The organism is Leptolyngbya sp. 'hensonii' (genome assembly GCF_001939115.1).
Classification (GTDB): Bacteria; Cyanobacteriota; Cyanobacteriia.
Window position 1 is genome coordinate 21499 of record NZ_MQTZ01000061.1, and the last position, 19582, is coordinate 41080.

Annotated in this window: 18 protein-coding genes and 1 pseudogene; 11 read left to right on the plus strand and 8 right to left on the minus strand. The window is 52.3% G+C overall.

Annotated features, from left to right (window positions below):
• Window positions 1–52: 52 nt before the first annotated feature.
• The 8 genes from BST81_RS25180 to BST81_RS25215 all read left to right on the plus strand — a co-directional run bounded on the left by BST81_RS25180 (window position 53) and on the right by BST81_RS25215 (window position 10329).
• On the plus strand, window positions 53–1105 hold the full coding sequence (locus tag BST81_RS25180) for an N-acetylneuraminate synthase family protein (protein ID WP_075601267.1): 1053 nt from the start codon (window positions 53–55) through the stop codon (window positions 1103–1105).
• Window positions 1105–1575, plus strand: a complete 471-nt coding sequence (locus tag BST81_RS25185) for an acyltransferase (protein ID WP_075601268.1) — start codon at window positions 1105–1107, stop codon at window positions 1573–1575. The genes BST81_RS25180 and BST81_RS25185 overlap by 1 nt, the downstream gene beginning before the upstream one ends.
• On the plus strand, window positions 1562–2578 hold the full coding sequence (locus tag BST81_RS25190; RefSeq protein WP_075601269.1) for a DegT/DnrJ/EryC1/StrS family aminotransferase: 1017 nt from the start codon (window positions 1562–1564) through the stop codon (window positions 2576–2578). Before BST81_RS25185 ends, BST81_RS25190 begins: the two co-directional genes overlap by 14 nt.
• Window positions 2575–3258: a WbqC family protein gene (locus tag BST81_RS25195; protein ID WP_075601270.1), complete on the plus strand. Its 684-nt coding sequence runs from the start codon at window positions 2575–2577 to the stop codon at window positions 3256–3258. The genes BST81_RS25190 and BST81_RS25195 overlap by 4 nt, the downstream gene beginning before the upstream one ends.
• Window positions 3255–3923 carry a class I SAM-dependent methyltransferase gene (locus BST81_RS25200; RefSeq protein WP_075601271.1) on the plus strand — a complete coding sequence of 223 codons (669 nt, stop codon included), beginning with the start codon at window positions 3255–3257 and terminating at the stop codon, window positions 3921–3923. The genes BST81_RS25195 and BST81_RS25200 overlap by 4 nt, the downstream gene beginning before the upstream one ends.
• The gene (locus BST81_RS25205) at window positions 3920–4621 is read left to right on the plus strand and encodes a PIG-L deacetylase family protein (RefSeq protein WP_075601272.1); all 702 of its coding nucleotides are present in this window, start codon (window positions 3920–3922) and stop codon (window positions 4619–4621) included. Before BST81_RS25200 ends, BST81_RS25205 begins: the two co-directional genes overlap by 4 nt.
• A 76-nt stretch (window positions 4622–4697) precedes the next feature.
• Window positions 4698–8738 carry a CmcI family methyltransferase gene (locus tag BST81_RS28280; protein WP_075601273.1) on the plus strand — a complete coding sequence of 1347 codons (4041 nt, stop codon included), beginning with the start codon at window positions 4698–4700 and terminating at the stop codon, window positions 8736–8738.
• Window positions 8739–8742: 4 nt separating this feature from the next.
• A complete protein-coding gene (locus BST81_RS25215) occupies window positions 8743–10329 on the plus strand; it encodes a hypothetical protein (RefSeq protein ID WP_075601274.1) in 1587 nt (528 codons plus the stop codon).
• Between the two features lie 19 nt (window positions 10330–10348).
• On the opposite strand, the gene BST81_RS25220 is transcribed toward BST81_RS25215, so the two are convergent.
• From BST81_RS25220 to minD, 3 genes are all read right to left on the minus strand, one after another.
• Window positions 10349–11407, minus strand: a complete 1059-nt coding sequence (locus BST81_RS25220; protein WP_075601275.1) for an adenylate/guanylate cyclase domain-containing protein — start codon at window positions 11405–11407, stop codon at window positions 10349–10351.
• Between the two features lie 83 nt (window positions 11408–11490).
• The gene (minE, locus tag BST81_RS25225; protein WP_075601276.1) at window positions 11491–11910 is read right to left on the minus strand and encodes a cell division topological specificity factor MinE; all 420 of its coding nucleotides are present in this window, start codon (window positions 11908–11910) and stop codon (window positions 11491–11493) included.
• Window positions 11911–11955: 45 nt separating this feature from the next.
• Window positions 11956–12762, minus strand: a complete 807-nt coding sequence (gene minD / locus BST81_RS25230) for a septum site-determining protein MinD (protein WP_075601277.1) — start codon at window positions 12760–12762, stop codon at window positions 11956–11958.
• Window positions 12763–12950: 188 nt separating this feature from the next.
• Here minD and BST81_RS25235 point away from each other — a divergent pair, with 188 nt between their 5' ends.
• A complete protein-coding gene (locus BST81_RS25235; RefSeq protein WP_075601278.1) occupies window positions 12951–13334 on the plus strand; it encodes a hypothetical protein in 384 nt (127 codons plus the stop codon).
• 6 nt (window positions 13335–13340) lie between these two features.
• Here the strand turns inward: BST81_RS25235 and minC are convergent, their stop codons facing one another.
• The 5 genes from minC to BST81_RS25265 all read right to left on the minus strand — a co-directional run bounded on the left by minC (window position 13341) and on the right by BST81_RS25265 (window position 17899).
• Complete coding sequence (gene minC, locus BST81_RS25240) at window positions 13341–14141, minus strand: septum site-determining protein MinC (protein WP_075601279.1); 801 nt, start codon at window positions 14139–14141, stop codon at window positions 13341–13343.
• A 110-nt stretch (window positions 14142–14251) separates the two neighbouring features.
• Window positions 14252–14506 (minus strand): DUF6737 family protein, encoded by a 255-nt coding sequence (locus BST81_RS25245; RefSeq protein ID WP_075601280.1) that lies wholly within the window; start codon window positions 14504–14506, stop codon window positions 14252–14254.
• A 51-nt stretch (window positions 14507–14557) separates the two neighbouring features.
• Entirely contained in the window at window positions 14558–15871 is a 1314-nt protein-coding gene (locus tag BST81_RS25250; RefSeq protein ID WP_075601281.1) for a four-carbon acid sugar kinase family protein, read from the minus strand.
• 349 nt (window positions 15872–16220) lie between these two features.
• A complete protein-coding gene (locus tag BST81_RS25260) occupies window positions 16221–16517 on the minus strand; it encodes a tetratricopeptide repeat protein (RefSeq protein WP_075601283.1) in 297 nt (98 codons plus the stop codon).
• Between the two features lie 422 nt (window positions 16518–16939).
• Window positions 16940–17899 carry an integron integrase gene (locus BST81_RS25265; protein WP_075601284.1) on the minus strand — a complete coding sequence of 320 codons (960 nt, stop codon included), beginning with the start codon at window positions 17897–17899 and terminating at the stop codon, window positions 16940–16942.
• 429 nt (window positions 17900–18328) lie between these two features.
• Here BST81_RS25265 and BST81_RS25270 point away from each other — a divergent pair, with 429 nt between their 5' ends.
• Complete coding sequence (locus tag BST81_RS25270; protein ID WP_075601285.1) at window positions 18329–19252, plus strand: nucleoid-associated protein; 924 nt, start codon at window positions 18329–18331, stop codon at window positions 19250–19252.
• A 59-nt stretch (window positions 19253–19311) separates the two neighbouring features.
• Window positions 19312–19582: pseudogene (locus BST81_RS25275) on the plus strand (ISKra4 family transposase); the annotation flags it as partial.

Consider the following 19582-nt stretch of genomic DNA (forward strand, 5'->3'; position numbering starts at 1 on the left):
CTCATGGGTATCTCTTGATTGTTTCTTAACTCAAATCCAGGATGCAGCAGCTATGCGGCTAGTTAAAATTGCTCACCATGAGATTGGACTGGGCCATCCTCCATTTATCGTGGCTGAAGCGGGGATTAACCACAATGGCGATCTGGCAACTGCCTGTAAAATGGTTCGGGTTGCAAAGGCTGCCGGTGTCAGCGCCATTAAATTTCAGACGTTTAAGGCTGAGGAGTTTGTCGGCGATCCCCAGCAGACCTATACCTACCAGTCCCAGGGCCGGGAGGTGACCGAGTCCATGCTGGAGATGTTCAAACGGTACGAATTTTCGGCTGCAGAATGGGCCACGATTAAACGCTACTGCGACGAAACCGGAATTCTGTTCCTGTCCACCCCCCAAAATCGATCGGACCTGAATCTTCTCCTCGACCTGGGTATCTCCGCCATCAAAGTGGGCTCCGATGACTTTACGAACCTGCCCCTGTTGCAGGACTACGCTACCACTGGCCTGCCCCTGATCGTCTCCTGTGGCATGGCGGATCTCTCCGAAGTCCATCAGGCTCTGGCGGCGATCGGTGCTCTGGATGGGTACCCGACGATTCTGCTGCTCTGTACCTCCCAGTATCCGACGCCTCCGGCGGATGTGAATCTGCTGAAGCTCCGCACCCTGGCGGCGGCGTTTCCGGATCTGGTCCTCGGTTTTTCTGATCATACCCAGGGTCCCCTGGCTTCCTCTCTGGCGGTGGCTTTGGGGGCGTCCTTCTTCGAGAAGCACTTCACCCTGGACCATGACCTCCCAGGACCAGATCACTGGTTTTCAGAAGATTCGATCGGGCTGCAAGAGTGGACGACGGCGATTCAAACTGCCCATCGGATGCTGGGCAGCAGCATAGTACGGCCCACGACAGCCGAACAGGAGATGCGCACCCTGGCCCGCCGCAGTGTTGTGGCACTGCGCCCAATTCAGTCGGGTGAGTCCCTGGGACCGGACAACATTGGCCTGCGCCGACCGGGCAATGGGTTGCCCCCGGCCTTCCTGGAACAGGTGTTGGGCTTAACAGCCGTGCGGGAGATGCCACAGGGGCACGCTTTGCAACTGGGAGACTTTCACTAATGGATCTGGAAGAATTACAGACGCTATTTAGCCAATTAACCCACTTCAAACAGAACCGCTTCCATCCCCTAGTCTGGATTAATGGAGAGCCGGAAATTGGCGAAAACGTGTATATCGGTGGCTTGTCTGAAGTGAACGCCACAGGGGCCAGGGTTGTGATTGGGGATAACTGTGATATCGCCTCTTTTGTGTCGATTAACTGTGCGGATTCCCATAAGCAATGCATCGGCTTGTCCAATCAGGTAGACCGGAAGGACATCACGATTGAAGCCCATGTGTTCATTGGCTCCCACAGCGTCATTAAGGGTGGGGCGCACATTGGCCATCATTCAGTTGTTGCTGCTGGAACGATCGTGGATGGGGTGACCATTCCACCCTATTCCCTGATTGTGGGGAATCCCATGCAGGTCAAACCGGGATACTACCTGAGCAAAATTCCCCAGGTCCAGGACGATCATGATTCCCCATAACAGGCCCACCCTGGGGCCAGAAGAAGAAGCGGCGGTCATCCGGGTGATTCGTTCCGGGTGGTTGGCCCAGGGTCAGGAGGTGCAGGCTTTCGAGGCCGAGTTGTGCAGGTTCCTGGGGTTACCGGAGCATCATGCTGTGGCACTGACCAGTGGCACAGCGGCTCTGTTCCTGGCGCTCTGGGCTTTGCAGGGGCGGGGTAAAAAAGTGGCCTTCCCGGTCTATACCTGCTCATCCATCCGCCATGCGATCGCCATGGCTGGCGGCGAAGAGGTCCAGGTCGATATCACGCCCGGAACGCCAAACCTGGCCCTGGAGCAACTGGCCCAAACAGAGGCTACCGTTGCGATCGTGCCTCACATGTATGGTCTGCCCCTAGATCTGACCCATTTGCAGGGTGTGACAGTAATTGAAGACTGTGCCCAGGCTCTAGGGGCAGTGATCCACCAGGTCCCAGCAGGCTTGCAGGGCCACATTGGGATTTTCTCCTTCTATGCCACCAAGCTCATCACATCAGGGGGGCAGGGAGGCATGGTTGTTTCCAGAGATCGGAGTTTAATCGACGCGATTCGGGATTATCGAGAATTTGATTGCCGACAGGACGATCGGCAGCGGTTCAATTTTCAAATGACGGATCTACAGGCTGCTATTGGCCGGGTGCAACTTCGCCGTCTGCCCCAATTTTTGACGCGCCGGGCCGAATTATTTCACCGGTATCAACAGGCTGGACTTCCCCTTCTGGATAGCCCCCTGAATCCCGTCCGGTTCCGCGCGATCGTCCAAACCACCCGCCCCTCAGCCCTGATCGACGCCCTGGCTGCCGCATCGGTCAAAGCCATCATTCCGATCGAAACCTGGGAACTGCTGGGTGATCCGGCCCATTTTCCGGTGGCCCGAGCCCTCACCCAGGAAACGGTTTCCCTCCCTCTCTATCCCTCCCTCCAGGATGCAGAAATGGATCTAATCCTGAATTCCTTGCTGACATTTATGGATGCTACCCCATGATTCTTTCAGCCCATCAACCAGCTTACCTGCCCTGGCTGGGATATTTTGATAAGTTGCTCAGAAGTGATCTGTTTATTTTTCTGGATACAGTGCAATACGAAAAAAATAGCTTCATCAACCGGAATCGGATCAAAACACCCCAGGGACCAGTATGGCTGACCATTCCTGTCAAAACCAAAGGTCACATCAGCTCCACGATGCTGGAAACCGAGATTGATTCTTCACAAAACTGGCGTGAGAAGCATCTGAAGTCAATTTATCTCAACTATCGCAAGGCTCCTTACTTTGAGATCTGTTATCCCAAACTGGAGTGTTTATATCAGCAGAAAATTGATTTGCTTGCCGATCTCTGCTTTGAACATTTATCCTTCTGGTTGCAGGAACTGGGGGTAAGTCCTCAACTGGTTCGGTCCAGTGCCCTCCCAATCGCCAGTAAGAAGTCTGACCTGATCTTTGATTTGTGCAGCCAATTCCAGGCTGATCGGTATATTTCAGGCACCCTGGGGCAAGATTATCTGGAGGTCGATCGCTTCCAGGCTGCTGGGATTTCGATTGAATTTCAGGACTACCGCCATCCGTCCTATCCCCAACTTTACGGCAATTTTTTGCCTTACATGGGCATTGTAGATTTGTGGATGAATTCACAGGACTTTTCGATCATTACAGGACAACCCCTATGAATTTTTCTCAAGATTGGGACCAGCGTTATCGTGCTAATACCCACCTCAGTATCTGGCCCTGGTCCGATCTGGTCAGTTATGTGATGCGCTACGCCCGCCCCCAAAGTTCAGACTTTCGGGTGCTGGAATTGGGCTGTGGCGCAGGGGCCAATATCCCTTTCTTCAACAAATTGGGGGTGCAGTACTACGCGATCGAAGGCAGTCCCCACATTGTCGAACAACTCCAAACCACCTATCCCGACCTGCACTCCCGGATTGTAGCGGGAGACTTCACCCTGGACCTTCCTTTTGACGGAACCTTTGATCTGGTGGTCGATCGTAGCGCCCTCACCTTCAATACCACAACTGCGATTCAGCAAAGTCTGGGGCAGGTTTACGCAAAACTGAAACCGGGGGGGGCTTTCATCGGCATTGACTGGTACTCAACCCAGGCAGCCGAGTATCAGCGGGGGGAACCCACTGAAGATCCCTATACCCGCACTCATTACACCGAAGGCCCCTTTGCCCATACAGGCCGGGTTCACTTCTCAGACAAACCCCACCTGCTAAACCTGTTTCACCAGTTTGAGATCACCATCCTGGAGCACAAGCTGCTGCAGCGGGAGATCCCCCAGGATGGCTTTAGCCTCGCCACCTGGAACCTGGTGGCGAAAAAAGCCCTATGACGACTCAACCTCAAACGGTTCTGGTGGTAGCGGCCCATCCCGATGATGAGGTGCTGGGCTGCGGTGGCACGATCGCCCGCCATGCCCTGGCTGGTGACACGGTCCATCTCCTCATCCTGGCAGAGGGAGCCACCAGCAGGGATTTGCTGCGCGATCGCAGCCAACGACAGTCTGAACTCTCGGCCCTGGCCACTGCGGCCCATCGGGCTGCTGGGATTCTGGGAGCCACGTCTGTAAGCCTGCACGACTTCCCAGACAACCGCATGGATAGTTGCGATCGCCTGGATGTGGTCAAGGTGATCGAACAGGTGGCCCAACAATATGCACCCACCATCGTCTACACCCACCACAGCGGGGATGTGAACATCGACCATCGCTGCATTCATGATGCCGTAGTCACGGCATTTCGCCCCCTACCCGGCAGTCTGGTCAGCACCCTGCTGTTCTTTGAAGTGGCCTCCAGCACGGAATGGCAACCTCCCGGTTCAGCACCAGCCTTTATCCCCAACTGGTATGTGGATATCTCGGCTACCCTGGACCTGAAACTACAGGCCCTGGCTGCCTACACCTCGGAGATGCGGCCCTGGCCCCATGCCCGATCTCTGGAGGCAATCCAGGCTCTGGCCCAGTGGCGGGGAGCCACGATCGGGGTTTCTGCAGCGGAAGCTTTTGTGCTGGGCCGCCATCGCGTGATCTGAAAAAGCCCCTGGCTTCTGGGTAAGATAGCCTCAGTTCCTTCTCTTCTCTTGTATCCCGCCAACAACCCAAAACCTTATGCCTACTGTCAGAATCATCGTTGTCCAGGGTCCGCTGCAATTGCTCAATGTCCTCTCTGTTTTGCGGTCTCAGGCCCAAGCGGGAGAGTACCAGAATTGTGAAGATCATCTGGTCATGGGAGGATACCGACGGGATGAGCAATTCACAAAGGTCTGCCTGCAAATTGCTAGCATCTGGCGCTTTAAGGCGATCACCACGCTGCATGATTTTGAGCTGACCTATTATCGGGATGGAGAGGATTTCCAGGCCGCAACGGCCCAAATCAAAGATTTTTTGGGGATTGCCTCAGCTGATGTGGTCTATACCTGTCGAAACTGGCAATTTATCAATGAATTGTTTCTGGTTGCCTATTCAGAGGCGCATAAAATTTGCTATGGCGATGGCCTAGGCTGGCTCGATCTAAACAGCCTTGCTTTTTATAGCACCAAGCCTTTGAACGCAACCGGATTTGTGGCGATCGATGAGGCCCACCTGATTGCTCCCGTTGACGACGGCACCTGTTTTGATCTCTGCCCCATTCGTCTGGTGCCCCCAGAAATTTTCAAGTCGGTGGTGGCAGATAGTGCTCGACAAGTTGAAGGGCTACAAGCCTATTGTGAGTCTCTAGTGGAACAGTTGGGCCAATCTATCACCCTTGTGCTCACGTCCTATGAATTTCTGGCGCAATATATCCCAACCCTGGAAGAGGAAGTTCAGTGTTATCTCTCCTGCCTGAGTAGCTGTACCCAGCCTGGAGATACGCTTCTGATTAAGCAGCATCCGAGGCAGCCCTATGAACAGGCCCAGTACCTGATCGAGGCTCTGGCGGCGGGCGATCGGACTTCGGAGGTACTGCAGAATTTTAGAGCGGTTCCGATCGAGCTCTTCACGGAGTATCTGCCCATTCGGAAGGCGATAACCTTTGGGTCTTCCTGCTGTATTTCCCTGGCTTACCTCTGCCGCTGTGAAGTGGTCATCGGTTATGGGGAACACCTGATCCGACAATTTTTCGTGAAAAAGGCTCAGGACTATCGCCTGGTCCACGAATATGCCCTATCTCTAGTTACAAACCAGGCCTATAGTGGCAGCTTCACTGCAATCCGACTGCCTGAAGTAGAGCAGCGCATGATTGTGACCCACAAACATCCGATTCGGCTACAAGCAGCTAGCCTGATCCAGCATTCCCTGCCGATCAATTTGCAGGAACAGGATGTGGTCAATTGGTTCCACCAACTCTATTACACCTCTGCTCAGCAACGGGGCGCAACCTGGCAGAAAACCTACTGGATGGGACAGGCCCTTTACAAATGTCCCCTGGACTTGTGGATTTACCAGGAGATTCTGTTTAAGCTCAAACCAGAGCTGATTATTGAGTGCGGCACCCTGTTTGGTGGCAGTGCCCTGTTCTTTGCCCAGATGTGTGATTTGCTGGGCCAGGGAGAGATTGTCAGCATTGATATTGAAGCCAAGCCCAACCGTCCTGAGCATCCCCGCATCTCCTACTGGCTTGGTTCCTCGATTTCATCTGAGATCTTTGAGCGGGTTCAGGAGCAGGTGGCCGGGAAGCAGCCAATTCTGATTGTTCTGGACTCCGATCACAGTGCCAGACATGTTCTGGATGAGCTGCGCCTGTATAGCCGGTTTGTCACGGTGGGCAGCTACATCATCGTGGAAGATAGCAATGTGAACGGCCATCCCGTCTATCTGGAACATGGTCCCGGTCCAATGGAGGCCATCCAGGCTTTCTTGAAAGAGAACTCAGAGTTTTACATCGATCGAGACTGTGAGAAGTTCTATCTGACGATGAATCCCTGCGGATATCTGCGGCGGCGATCGCTGGCTCCCTCAGAACGGGCACTGTCGCACCTGAAATTCAGTCTGACCCAGTATCAGAAGGGATGGGCGTTTGATGAAGCCTTGGCCAATCTGGGGCAGATGCGACAGGATGTGGTCGATCGCTGGCTGGCCCTGTCTCCCGAAGAACTGGAAGGACAATATAGGGGAGAATTGGGCGATCTCCACCGCACCCTTCTCCACAGTGGATTGCGCCACGAAGGGCTGACGACGACTGAACAAATGTTGCTGGATGCGCTGGTTGCCCGACTCGAATCGGGGCTGACCCGCTCCACTCTGCCTGCACTTCTGGCTGCCATGCTCTATCAACGGGCCGATCAACTTCCCCTGCCCTGTGATCTGACACCGATTCCAGACTGGTTCCTGCCAGACTATCTGAAATTCCTTTTCCACGATCAGGTCTTTTTTCGGGAAGTGGGGGAGGCAGAACGGTTTGGCCAATATTTCCAAAATTGGGTCAATTATCTGTATGAGTCCATGCAGCGAGAGCCCGATTCCCCCTTCTGGCATGAGGTTTTGCAGCAGTTCAGCCAGATGGCAAGTTTCATCCCCCTCTATTTCAATGAACTGAACTTGAAGCAGGTTTACAGTCAGCGGGCTGATATCATGGCTTTTTGCCTGGGCCAGCTCTACCATCAACCGCTGGACTACGACTTTGGTGGTCCCACTTACTACAAAAAAATCCGATTGGGAATTCTGGCCACCCACTATACCCCTGCGGCTGAGACCTTTGCAGCCCTGCCCTTATATGAATGCCTGAGCCGGGAATTTGAAGTCATTCTCTATACCCTCCGCATTACCAACCATCCCCTGGAACAATATTGCTGGAGTTGTGTTGGGAATCTCAAAACTCTGCCGGAAAAACTGGAGGATCAGGTTCGCTTCATTCGAGCAGATGATCTGGATATCCTTTTCATTGCGGGTAATATCACTGCTGTGACGAATTCTCTCTGCCTGCTGGCGCTGTATCGCCTGGCCAGGGTCCAGGTTACGAGTATTGCCTCGATCGTCACGACTGGGATGCGGCACATGGACTATTACCTGTCTGGTCAGTTGACCGATCCCCTGATCACAGCCCAGGAACACTATCGGGAAAAGCTGGTGAAGTTGGCGGGATCAGCTCACTGTTTCAGCTATCCCAGTGGTATTCCCTATAAACCTGTACCGCAGGTGGACCGATCGTCTCTGGGAATTGCTGACGATGTCGTCGTTTTTGTCTCTAGCGCAAATTTCTTTAAGCTGGTCCCAGAATTGCTGCATAGCTGGGCTCAAATTCTGGCATCTGTGCCCAACGCTCTGTTGATGCTGCTCCCCTTTGGGCCAAACTGGTCTGATGCCTATCCCAAACAGATGTTCATGGGTCATGTCGCAGCCCTCTTCGAAGAGTACGGGGTCACTGCCGATCGCCTGCAGATTCTCGACCCCCAACCGGTGCCCGATCGGGAAGGGGTAAAAGCATTCTTTCGTCTGGCAGATATTTATCTGGACTCCTATCCCTTCGCCGGTACCACCTCTCTGATGGAGCCTCTGGAGGTGGGCCTGCCGACCTTAACCCGCAAAGGGAATGCCCTGCGGGGAGCCATGGGAGCAGCCCTGATTGAGGTGCTGGGTCTGCCCGACCTGGTGGCCACCAGTGAAGCGGAGTACATTGAGCGGGCGATCGTCCTGGGCCAGGATACAGCCCTACGGCAACAGCTACGGGCAGAGGTGGAGCAGCAGATGCAGGCAGTACCAGCATTTCTCGATAGCCTGGATTATGCTGCCCGTCTCGGTCCTCTGTTTGCTGAAATGTTGCGGGGACAGTTGCGGGAATCCTTGAAACTGCGAGAGCTCAACCTGATTCTGTTTCCCGATTGGCGGGCTCCAGAAGAGGAATTGGCAGCAGATCTGGCTGTGGGTATCGCAGGAGTGCTGCGCCATCCTGATCGGCATCGCATTACCCTGCTGGTGGATAGCAGCAATGCGATCAGCGTCGAAGAGGCAGATATGGCAATTTCAAGCATTACCATGCAGTTGTTGATGGAAGAGGAGTTAGAAGCTGCAGGGGATGAACCAGAGATTTCTCTGATCAGCCGGTTTAGTGAAGCCCAGTGGTATGGGCTGATTCCCTTTGTCCAGGCCCGCATTCCCCTGGCTCAAGAAAACACGGCGGCGATCGATCAGGCCGGAGCCCGGTATCTGCCCCTCTGGGAGCCCGATCGGTAGGCCCATGCTCCAGCGTCATCCTAATTGGACGGCTTTTCTGCTCATTGGTCTGTTTTGGGCAGTTGTATTGACCAGCAGCGGGGCTTTATTTTCTGGCTATCACTTCATGGATGACCACGAAATAGCGGCCATTCATTACAGTCTGACGGTTCAAAAAACTCCCTTCTGGGAGATGGTCAGTCAATGGCTACAGGCTGATTACGGTCAGAGTCGATTCAGGCCAGTTTATTTCATTGGCCGCATCATTGAAACCAAAGTCCTGGGACTAAATTTCTGGTTCTGGTCCACCTATAAGGGCCTGCTTGGCGTTTTGACCGCTTATTGCCTGTTTCTCTTTGCCCGTCTGCTGCAGTTCACCTGGGGGGAAGCAATGCTGTTTGTCGCCCTGACAACCCTGGGTTCGCAGTCAGCCATCTGGTGGCAGCTCGGTCCGGCGGAAACCCAGGCCATGGCTTTTCTAGGGCTATCCCTCCTGGCGTTGGCGTTGGCTGCTGCCAACCGCTATAGACTCTGGGCTGAAATGGCCTTTTTCGGGTTCACCCTGCTCCTGTCCCTAACGAAGGAGAGCTTTATCGTGGTCATCCCAGCCCTAATTATGCTCAAAGTTGGGCTGACAATGCGGTTGGGGGGATATTCCTGGCTCCAATCCCTGCAGAGAAATCTGCTGACGGCCCTGATGCTACTCGAATGTTTTGGCCTGGAAATTCTGTTCATCTATACGGCTCTGGGGCGAGAACCCTCCGGCACCTCTCCCCCTCTGGGGATGTTGTTGGCTGCCCTGGGGAGTCTGCACCAGCGAGGTCCGGGATGGATTCTGTTGCTGGGATTGTTAATCATCGTTCTGAAGGGGATGGCCATGATTCCGATTGTTGGCCCGATCGTGGATCCGGTATTGGCCCGATTTCACCGCCATGACGTTGCAGGCAACGTCACGCCATGGCATATCACGATCGTTGGGTTTTATATCCTCTGGGTATTGCCCCAGGCCATCCTCTACAGTGGGGAATTGACCCAGCGGTATCTCCTGCCAGGGGTTCTGGCTCCGGTTCTGGTCAGCCTCTACCTGTATCGCTGGCTCAAACAGCATTATCCTTCCCTGCGCCTACTGCTTCTGGTTTTGATGGGTCTCAGCCTGTGCCTGCGTCTGGGGACTGTGGGTCAGGCTTCCGTGCGGTATGCCCTGGAGGGGAAATCAACGACAGCGCTTTTGTCCACGATTCAAACTCGCACCACCCCCACGGACCCGATTCTCCTGGTGACCAACCCCAGAAACTATCTGGAGTGGAACCTTTCCTTTAAGCGCTTTCTGACCGATGCCCTCGATCGTCCCAATCTTTATTTCAGTACCTACACCGCTCCTCAGGCCGCCTACATGGAAAGACTGAGGCAATGGTATAACTTTCGCTCTCTGGAAAAGTTATCAGATAAGCAGCGTATCGGTTGTATTACGATCTTTCCCCTGTTGCATCCAGCTTTCCTGCGGCGATCGAAATCCTGGTTTCAGCCAGAACGCTATCAACAATTTGTGTTTGGCAATTTCAACCGCAATCGAGATCCGAATTCGGAGATTTATCTCTACTGCAAAAAATAAAGTGGTACCTGAAGCAGTTTCAGGCTGAATGATGGGGTTGGATCAATCCCCTGATGAATTGCAAAAGTCGTTGCCAGAAGTGGTTTAATCGGGCCATCCAGCCTTTTTCAGCAACAGATTCCTTCGTACTCGACGAGAACTGTTCCTGGCAGGGAGTTTCCGTGACATCGATAATTTCGTACAGACGATACTCACCGGTTTTGCCAGGAACCTGAACCTGGACGGCCTGATTCACAATCACCAGGTCTTTCACCTGCTCATACATGGCTTCTGAGATCAGCAGAGAAGTGCCAACCTGTTTGTTCGCGGATTCAATTCGACTGGCGAAGTTGACCGCATCTCCGATCGCCGTCACCACCTTTTTCCTGAAGGCCCCGATCGAACCAACGACCGCAGGGCCATAGTGAATCCCAATCCCAATTTTCAGGCGACGGTGGTAGAGGGTTTCCAGATAGGGATTTAGCTTCTCCAGGGCTTCCAGCATTTCTACGCCCGTTCTAACAGCCCGTTCGGCGATACGATCGGAATTCTCAACTCCAAACAGCACCATCATGCCGTCGCCCATGTAGTTATTGATCATGCCGTCGTAGCGTTGAATCACCTCTCCCATGCGCTGGAAGTAGCGATTCAGCAGGTAAATCACATCGTAGGGGGTGACGGTTTCTGAAAAGGAGGTGAACCCTCGAATATCAGCGAACAGGATCGCAATTTCCTTCTCCTCCCCGATCATGCCCAGACCATTGCGATCGTCCACTTGGTCGCAGAGCAATTCAATATCTTCAACATCCAGGGCTAATCGTCGCAGGGTAACTTTCCCACTGCCCTGAAGCTGAGTCTGGCAGGCCAGACGAATGGTGGGCGATAAGTGTAATTTCTCTGTAAGAGCCTCCTCCAGAGGATTGCGGGGGGTGCAATATTCCAGCCCATCTACAATCAGGACACGACAGGTAGAACAGCGGGCATTGCCCCCACAAACATGGGTGTGGGGAATATCAGATCGCAGGGATGCTTCCAGGATCACCTCCGACTCATCCACCTCAACCAATCGTTCGTCGGGCAGGTAGTAGATTTGTGGCATCCCCTGGACTCCCAAGCATGGTATTACTCATTGCTATAGAACAATTCGCCTGATCGGTTCTCTGCTCCGGAGATAGACAAGTTTTATTGTTCTATTTCCTCAGAAATAGAGCCTTCAGGTGAGTTTTCGCTGAATTGGAGATTAAGAGGTTCCCCATCTAACTCTGCTTCGGTCAATCTCAAATCCAGTTGGATCGCATTCAGAGGGTCTAGCTCTACTTCATTTTGGGGTTCTGGTTCCGGTTTAATTCGCCGAATTGGCAGGTTGGCAATGATTGTGGTCGCCCGTTGCCGATTTTCCAGAGAAAACTCCAGGCGCTCTGTGTCCACTTCTACATAGCGAGAGACCAGTTCTAGAATTTCCGCCTGCATCTGAGCCACAATCGCAGGATTCATTTCCGTGCGATCGTTAGCCAGCACCAGCTTCAGGCGACGCTTCACATCCTCACGGCTGGAATCATGACTCCAGCGGGGAAACAGTCTCTCTAGCAATTCAATAATCATGGAGCATGAACAGTCCGAATAGGGCGGAAAGAAAGAGGATTGTGGTTAGACAATTTTGGTGGAGAGTAATTTGCGAATCCGAGACAGAATATTTCCGTTATTGCCATTTAAATCCATGAACTCTACCGTTTCACCCAGAAGGCGGCGAGCAATATTGTCGTAGGCGACTCCGGCAGGGGAAAGGGTTTCTGACAGTACCAGGGGTTCGCCCCGGTTGGTTGAGACAATCACCCGTTCATCGTCAGGAATGATACCAAGGATGGGAATGGCCAGAATTTCCTGCACATCCTCAACTGACATCATATCGTTGGCTTTGACCATGGCGGGTCGAATCCGGTTCACAATCAGGTTGATGCGCTTGATATTGTGGGCCTCCAACAAACCGACCACCCGATCGGCATCCCGCACCGCCGAGATCTCTGGGGTAGTCACAATCAGGGCTTCCCTTGCCCCGGCGATCGCATTCTGAAACCCCATTTCAATGCCAGCCGGACTGTCAATCAGGACAAATTCATAAACCTGGGCCAGGGCATTGACCAGTTTCTTCATCTGTTCGGGAGTGACCGCATCTTTGGTGCGGTTTTGGGCTGCAGGCAACAAAACCAGATTATTCTGACGTTTGTCTTTGACCAGGGCTTGTTCTAAGCGACATTCTCCAGCCAGGACTTCAACAGCCGTGTAGACAATGCGATTCTCCAGTCCGAGGAGCAGGTCCAGGTTTCTCAAACCAAAATCAGCATCCACAACGGCCACTTTGCGGCCCCGTTTTGCCAGAGCCATGCCCAGATTTGCTGTGCAGGTGGTCTTGCCGACCCCGCCTTTACCGGAGGTAATAACAATGAAGCGAGCCATGGGTGAGTGAGATTAAGGAATATCTAAATGGATTGGTGTTGACTTTAACTTAAAGTAGCGGAATTTGGGGAGATTGGCGATCGGAGAGCCCTGATTTGCATCGATCATTAATAAACCAATCTATTATGCACAAGGTCTCCCATTTGTCATAACCTCTAGCCCAGATTTTCTCTATGGAGAGCTCTCCCATGTTCTTAAAACCTCTTGGCCTCCCGATCATTACCCTGATTATCGGCGCAACCCTGACGGTAAGCTGTCAACAGACGCCACAAAACCAATTGTTAGGAGAATGGACCGGATCAGATTCATCGAACCGGCCTGTCTCCATGACCTTTACTTCCTCCAACACGATCCAGATCAAAGTCGGCGAGGAGTCTGGCGACGGAACTTACACCACAGACCTGAACCAAAAACCCGCTCACTTAACCATTGACCTGGGTAACCGGGGCAAAGTGGAGACGATTTTTGAAATCACCCAGGATGGGAAATTGCGCATAGAAAATAATAACCCTGGTAAGAGCCGCCCTGAAACATTTACAGGCCGATCGGTCCTTTTCTCCCGACCAAAGTAGTCACCATTAGCGCTTGGGCTGCAAAGTCAGAAGATTCCGTGAAAAACTGGCCGCTTTGGTCAGGCGGATGCCATCGGTAGCGACATAGGCCACTTCCGGGAAAATCTCTGTCGGTGGCTCTGGAGGACGGGCCACAAACCCGGCAATGCGGATCTGGGTGGGTTCCATCTGCAGGGCCATAATCAGGCACCGACTATTCCCCTTTGCGCCTGCGTGGGCCACTCCCCGCAACCGTCCCCAGACGAGAATATCCCCCTCGGCGACGATCGAACTCCCCGGATTGGTATCACCGACCACAATCACAGAACCGGGATGGCGGATCTCCACGCCCGATCGAACCGTGGTCTGCAGGTAAAGGGGATCAGCCAGGGCCTGACCCACTTCACTGGCAGACTGACTCAGGTGATTGCCCGAAGACTGCTGTTCCACAGAATATCCGGCTGTTGCTGCCGCAACCGCAGTCTGGCGGCGACTGGTAGAAACCCGCTTCAGCCGCAGTTGGGCTTCGGCTAAAGCGTCATGAATCTCCTGTAATTGACGGGCATCGAGGAGCCGGTTATGTGCGATGAGATGAACTATCGTTTCCGGCTGCCAGAACTTTTCACCCGCATTCAACCGCTGGTTAATCTGAAGCCAGATATCATTCCAAACAGGATTAGCGGTAGCTTCCGGAGCATCTACCTCCGGAGGCAACAGCAGTAGGAGTTGGCCATCTTCACTCTTAAAGCGGATTTGTTGCTCCAGCCCAATTTCCGAAGATTCTGCAGGACTATCTGCTGAGAGAGATATAGAGTTATCGGAGGTCATGAAAGATACCTGGCAGATTCAGAAATACACTATAGCGGTTCTTGCCCAATCCAGAGCATAAACCTCGCTACAGCAAATCTCCTCCCCATCTCCCTGCCTCTGTGGTGAATTCACTGCTTTGGTGCTTCAAACTCCTGATCTATCAGACTCTGCATCACCAGATTTGGCCAGAGGAGGAGGAAGAAGCCCATCCAGGCCAGCAGTGGAATCGCCACCAGGATTGTGACCCAAAGGATTTTCAGGAGGAACCAGCTCCCGACGATCAGCCCTATCCCCGTCAGGAGGATAGACCAGGGCTGGCACCACCAGGGTTTGAGTGTCCATGGATTGACGATCGGTTGAGGTAAAGGTTCGGGTTCAGACATGGCAGAGCAACGATCTGGACATCCCTATCTTAAGCCTGCCTTCTATCTCCCTCACCTCAATCGTCGATAAATGGTCGCCAGGGCATCTCGATCGCCCACATTTCCAGGAAACAGCACCACCGGCAAATCAGGGAACTGGGGATGATCCCCAGGTGTCCGCACGACCGAACACCCGGCCAGAATCTGCCCCAACAGCCGCACGGTCGGCAGATTAAGCCCCGTACTCAGCACATCATTCGAGGTGATCCCCCCCTTACTGATCAGAAACCCAATCTCCGATGGCAACCCCTGTACCACATCCATCAACAGAGCCGACACCGAAATCCCAAAATTTAGGCGAGTTTGACTGTCATCAAACTGTAACTCCTCACGACTGGTGTAGATGACCGGGGTATTTCCGGCTTGATGAACAGTGTGGACTTGGTCCAGAATTTCGGCCAAAAGCTGGGAGCGCCGATCGTCCCCTGTCAGCAATTGTGACACTTCCACCGTCACCCCCACTGTTCCCGGCTCCTGCAGAAGCTGTTCCAGTTGTTCCGTCGTCTTCCTCACATGGGATCCCACCAGTACCGCTCCCGGCTTTCCTCCCCGGACGTACCGGGCCATGGCCTCGGCAGCGACGGGCTGGGGGGGCAGGGCAGCCAGAGCCGTCAGAATACTGGCCGCACTGCGGAAGAGAAAGCGTTTACCCTGGGAGGCTGCCGTCAGAATATCCTGGGCAAAACGATTCAAATCGGCCTGAGTTTCTCCATCCACCACCCCACAGCGATTCCCCTGAAGCTGTAGCAATCGCTCCAGACTGCCAGCCCGAATATCGGTTAACAGAAACCGTTCCACCTGATCCGCCGGAATTCTCCCCTGGGTTTTTTCAGCCACGTAATCGGGCAAATAGCTGTGATGATAGGCAAAAACCGAATCACGGGCAAATTCCGTTTCATGGACAGGGGTGGGCACCCCATTGATGATCAGGTAATGCACGCTATCGCGAGTGATTCGTCCCCCTTCAAAGAAAGCGGGCACGAGAAAGTGGGCATCAAAGGAACCGAGTTCCTGGGCGATGACATCGGTTTCGATCGGATAATGGCCCCGCAAGGTGGAGTCCGATCGACTCACCACCAGAAAATCCTGGATACCCTCAGCGGCGATCGTGACTTTCAGGTTGTGGCAAACCTCCTGAGTCACAACAGCGGCCTGTTCCGGTGTCAGGGCTCTGGTGTTGGTCAGCACAAAGAAGATCGGGGAATCATCCCTGAGCCCAATCCGCAGGGTGGCTTCATCCCAGCGAGTCAGGAGCAGGCAACTGTGAACCGTCTGGGAGCCGGTCGGGTCATCATCGAGCACAATAATCTTGGGCCTGGAGGTCATCGGGCAGTTCTGAGTCCATCGATCGTCGTTGTTATTCTCTCAGGAATTCACCCTTAAGATTGACCTCTTCTGCGCCTGGGTATAGAGCTACTCTGTACACATAATCCCCTCCTGGGAGGGGTAGGTTCAACGCTCCTGCTCCCGTTCCTAGACCCACCCCGGCCCTGCGGGCCACCCCTCCCCAGAGTTTTCTACGTCTAGGTATAGAGCGACTGTGGGATCYCTCGTGCCCAGGCTCCCTCGTGCCCAGGCTCTGCCCTCCCTCGTGCCCAGGCTCTGCCTGGGTACGCCAAGCCCCACCCCGGCCCTGCGGGCCACCCCTCCCCAGAGGGGAGAAGCGGATTCCCATCTACGGCTCGGTGGCGTTGGCTCTGATTTGCCGTAACAAATCCTGGGTGTAGGGATGTCCAGAAAGTCGATCGGCCTGCCCATGCTCCAGCACCTGCTGCAGCAGATTGACGAATCTATTAAAGGTCCCCTTGGTATAGGGATGGTCTGCCCCCAGGCGCTGGTGAAACACCATAATGGCCTGAAGATAGAGGGATTCGGCTTCAGCGTAGCGCCCCTGCGACCGATACAATCCCGCCAGATTGTTGAGACTGGTGGCCACATCCGGATGGTCAGCGCCCAGCCGATCGCGGGTCACCGTTAAACTGAATTATCCAACTTTCAGTGCCTAGTGGTAAGTCAATCAATGATTGACGGGCAGCCAAAATTCAGGTTGTTGATTGGGGTTAAATTTTGCGGGTCTTCGACCCGTCAAAAATTTCCTGACGGAACACTAGCTCAATACTCTATTGTATGGCTCTGCATTAAGTGTGCAGCGGTATCCGGTGTTAATTGCAGGCTCTGCAGAAGGAGAGGACAGCGATCGCTTTTGATTGCATCAAGTGTATATTCGAATGTTCCCTATGCTTAAAGCACTGTCCATAGAGCATACTCAAATGCACCGCTTGCAGATGTGAATGTTTCCTATACTTGAAGCATTGTCCACAGAACGCATTCGGATGGTTGACTTTGCGATTGAATTGCAGGGGCAGCCCATGCGATCGCAACGGGCCATGCAGCTCAATCCAGAGGACTCCGGACTCCCCGACCACCGCGATTCAGCACATGGGTATAAATCATCGTTGTTTTTACATCTTTGTGTCCAAGCAGTTCTTGAATCGTGCGGATGTCGTAGCCGCTTTCTAACAAATGAGTGGCAAAACTGTGACGAAAGGTATGGCAGCCAATCCGCTTGGTGAGCTTCACAGTCTTTGCTGCTTGTTTAACTGCTTTTTGTACTCCACTTTCATGTAAATGATGTCGGCACATTAGCCCGCTGCGAGGATCTTTGGTCATTGAACCAGATGGAAATATATACTGCCCAATCCATTCCCGGTTAGCATTTGGATATTTACGCTCCAACGCAAAGGGCAGATTCACAGATCCGAATCCTCGACTCAAGTCTCGTTGGTGCTGTCGTTGGACACCCACTAGATGATCTTTCAATTCTGCTGCCACAGTCGATGGCAGCATTGTCACACGGCTCTTGCTGCCTTTASCGTCTCTGACAACAATTTGCTGTTGAGCAAARTCAACATCCTTAACTCGTAAGCGCAATCCTTCGATTAAGCGAAGACCACTCCCGTAAAGCAGCTTCACAACCAACTGATAAGTACCGTCACACTGTTGGATTACAGCGATCGCCTCCTGTTTTGTCAACACCGTGGGCACATACTGAGGTCGTTTTGCTCGAACAGCATCAATGCCCGATATTTCTAGATTGAGCACTTCGCGATAGAGAAACAGCAGGGCACTGAGAGCTTGATTCTGGGTCGAAGCGGCGACTTGCCCCTCGACGGCTAGATGGGTGAGAAAAGCTTCAATTTCAGCTTTACCCATCTCCCTGGGATGGCGCTTATTGTGAAACAGGATGTAACGGCGAATCCACTGCACATAGGTTKCTTCWGTGCGGTAGGCGTAGTGCTTGAGCCGAATGGCATCCCGCACCTGATCCAGCAATTTCTTAGGAGGTGACTGCATAGAGAYAAGTAGATGTACTGYGTATYCAATAGTCCATCTGCTCGCCTCCGTAAGGAACCTGAAATTATGCGGAAMGATTCTCGCGAATCAGCTTAAATGGCGTATTATGCTGAAATAATCTCCATAAGTAGTAAAAATAAGGTGTTATGCCGAATCATTCTGCCTATCCGCCCAATTTGGGATCTTATGCAGAAACAATCGGCATAAGTAGCAAATTTTGGGTGTTATGCCGAATCATTCTGCCTATACACCCCGAATTGGGATCTTAGGCGGAAAAATTCCGTCTACTAATAGTTATGCGTCCCAATGCTGATACTTTTAGCCTGTTACTGATCCCTTCTAGTTTGAAACAGCCTAAAGTTTTATGTGCTACTGAGAAATTTATAGGGCAAGGTTTTTAGTAATCAACGCATCTCTTGGGCAAATTTTATGCGTAATTCAACTGGAATACAGATTGATCAGCTCATAGTACACATTGTCAATCCTAGGCAACCTAATGGTTTTGTTCTATCTGAACGTTGCATCCCATTAGACCAAGGAGGAGATTTAACTATTAGATTAAACGAGTATTTCAATCGTCACATTGAAAATTCTCTAAATGACTCAGCCACAACAGCAGCTCGGTTTAAAACTCTCACTGATGGGGGAGTTGTACCAAGCACCTGTCAAGCAGTACTTCATGATGGACTAGATCTTGTAACTGGATCGAAGAAATTAGCAATAAAATTGAAGGAAATCCTTGATAAGGATAGGCGTATCGCCTCTGGTAATTTAGCCATGTGTACTTATCAAGCAGAAAATTATCCAAGTCAAAGATTCATTGCCTTGATGAAAATAGATCCTTCTGATGTCTTCCGGCAAAAGATAGAAATAGATGAGAAAAATCAGCAGTATGTTAGTTTTGAAATCGAAAATGATGTTATGCCCACAACTCAGGAGAAGTTACAGAAATGTGCTTTTATTCAATCTTTGAAGCCAAGATGTGAAGATTATGACATGATGCTTCTTGATCGACAAATACAAAAAAAACAAGCTGCTCAGTTTTTTACACGAGATTTTTTAGAGGTTGAGTTAACCCTTGATGACAAGGAGCGAACTAAGCGACTTTATCGAGGAGGAATAGCTGCGATGAACGATCTCCGTTCCCAATTAAGTCCTGAAGAAAATCAAGCTGTTTCATTAGCGTTTGATAGTGCCATAAGACAAGATAAAGTCAATATAGACCAACTGATAGAAGCCCTTCCTCTTGCAAAGGAGCATAAAGAAGTAATTGAGAAAAAACTTGAAGAATTTAAATTACCTGATAGAGAATTTCGAGTGCATCCCACTTTTGCGATGAGTATAAGTGCTTAGAGCTGTGTTTGAAAGAGCGCGCTAAACTTTGAGCATTCCTGCTTTGGTCAACCACGCTTATGGACCCTGAGAAAAAAGCCCAAATTCAAGCCCACGCCCGTGCCCTTGCCGCCTTGCTATACGAGGAAACCGACCCGGAGCAAGTGAAAACATTGGCAGGGATTGAGGCAGCAGTGAGAGGGCATCTGCTGGAACACGTCGGTCCAGAGATCGGGGATTTTTTATTGCAACAAGCAGCGGCACCACGAGTGGACGAAAGCGCAGGCTCGATAGTATCATCGGACGACTGCGCTTGAGTGAGAAGCAGGCACAAATTCTGGAGGTGAAAGC

Coding starts and splice junctions, on each gene's coding strand:
- BST81_RS25180 (WP_075601267.1), top strand. CDS start 53: ATGCGGCTAGTTAAAATTGCTCACCATGAGATTGGACTGGGCCATCCT.
- BST81_RS25185 (WP_075601268.1), top strand. CDS start 1,105: ATGGATCTGGAAGAATTACAGACGCTATTTAGCCAATTAACCCACTTC.
- BST81_RS25190 (WP_075601269.1), top strand. CDS start 1,562: ATGATTCCCCATAACAGGCCCACCCTGGGGCCAGAAGAAGAAGCGGCG.
- BST81_RS25195 (WP_075601270.1), top strand. CDS start 2,575: ATGATTCTTTCAGCCCATCAACCAGCTTACCTGCCCTGGCTGGGATAT.
- BST81_RS25200 (WP_075601271.1), top strand. CDS start 3,255: ATGAATTTTTCTCAAGATTGGGACCAGCGTTATCGTGCTAATACCCAC.
- BST81_RS25205 (WP_075601272.1), top strand. CDS start 3,920: ATGACGACTCAACCTCAAACGGTTCTGGTGGTAGCGGCCCATCCCGAT.
- BST81_RS28280 (WP_075601273.1), top strand. CDS start 4,698: ATGCCTACTGTCAGAATCATCGTTGTCCAGGGTCCGCTGCAATTGCTC.
- BST81_RS25215 (WP_075601274.1), top strand. CDS start 8,743: ATGCTCCAGCGTCATCCTAATTGGACGGCTTTTCTGCTCATTGGTCTG.
- BST81_RS25220 (WP_075601275.1), bottom strand. CDS start 11,407: ATGCCACAAATCTACTACCTGCCCGACGAACGATTGGTTGAGGTGGAT.
- minE (WP_075601276.1), bottom strand. CDS start 11,910: ATGATTATTGAATTGCTAGAGAGACTGTTTCCCCGCTGGAGTCATGAT.
- minD (WP_075601277.1), bottom strand. CDS start 12,762: ATGGCTCGCTTCATTGTTATTACCTCCGGTAAAGGCGGGGTCGGCAAG.
- BST81_RS25235 (WP_075601278.1), top strand. CDS start 12,951: ATGTTCTTAAAACCTCTTGGCCTCCCGATCATTACCCTGATTATCGGC.
- minC (WP_075601279.1), bottom strand. CDS start 14,141: ATGACCTCCGATAACTCTATATCTCTCTCAGCAGATAGTCCTGCAGAA.
- BST81_RS25245 (WP_075601280.1), bottom strand. CDS start 14,506: ATGTCTGAACCCGAACCTTTACCTCAACCGATCGTCAATCCATGGACA.
- BST81_RS25250 (WP_075601281.1), bottom strand. CDS start 15,871: ATGACCTCCAGGCCCAAGATTATTGTGCTCGATGATGACCCGACCGGC.
- BST81_RS25270 (WP_075601285.1), top strand. CDS start 18,329: ATGCGTAATTCAACTGGAATACAGATTGATCAGCTCATAGTACACATT.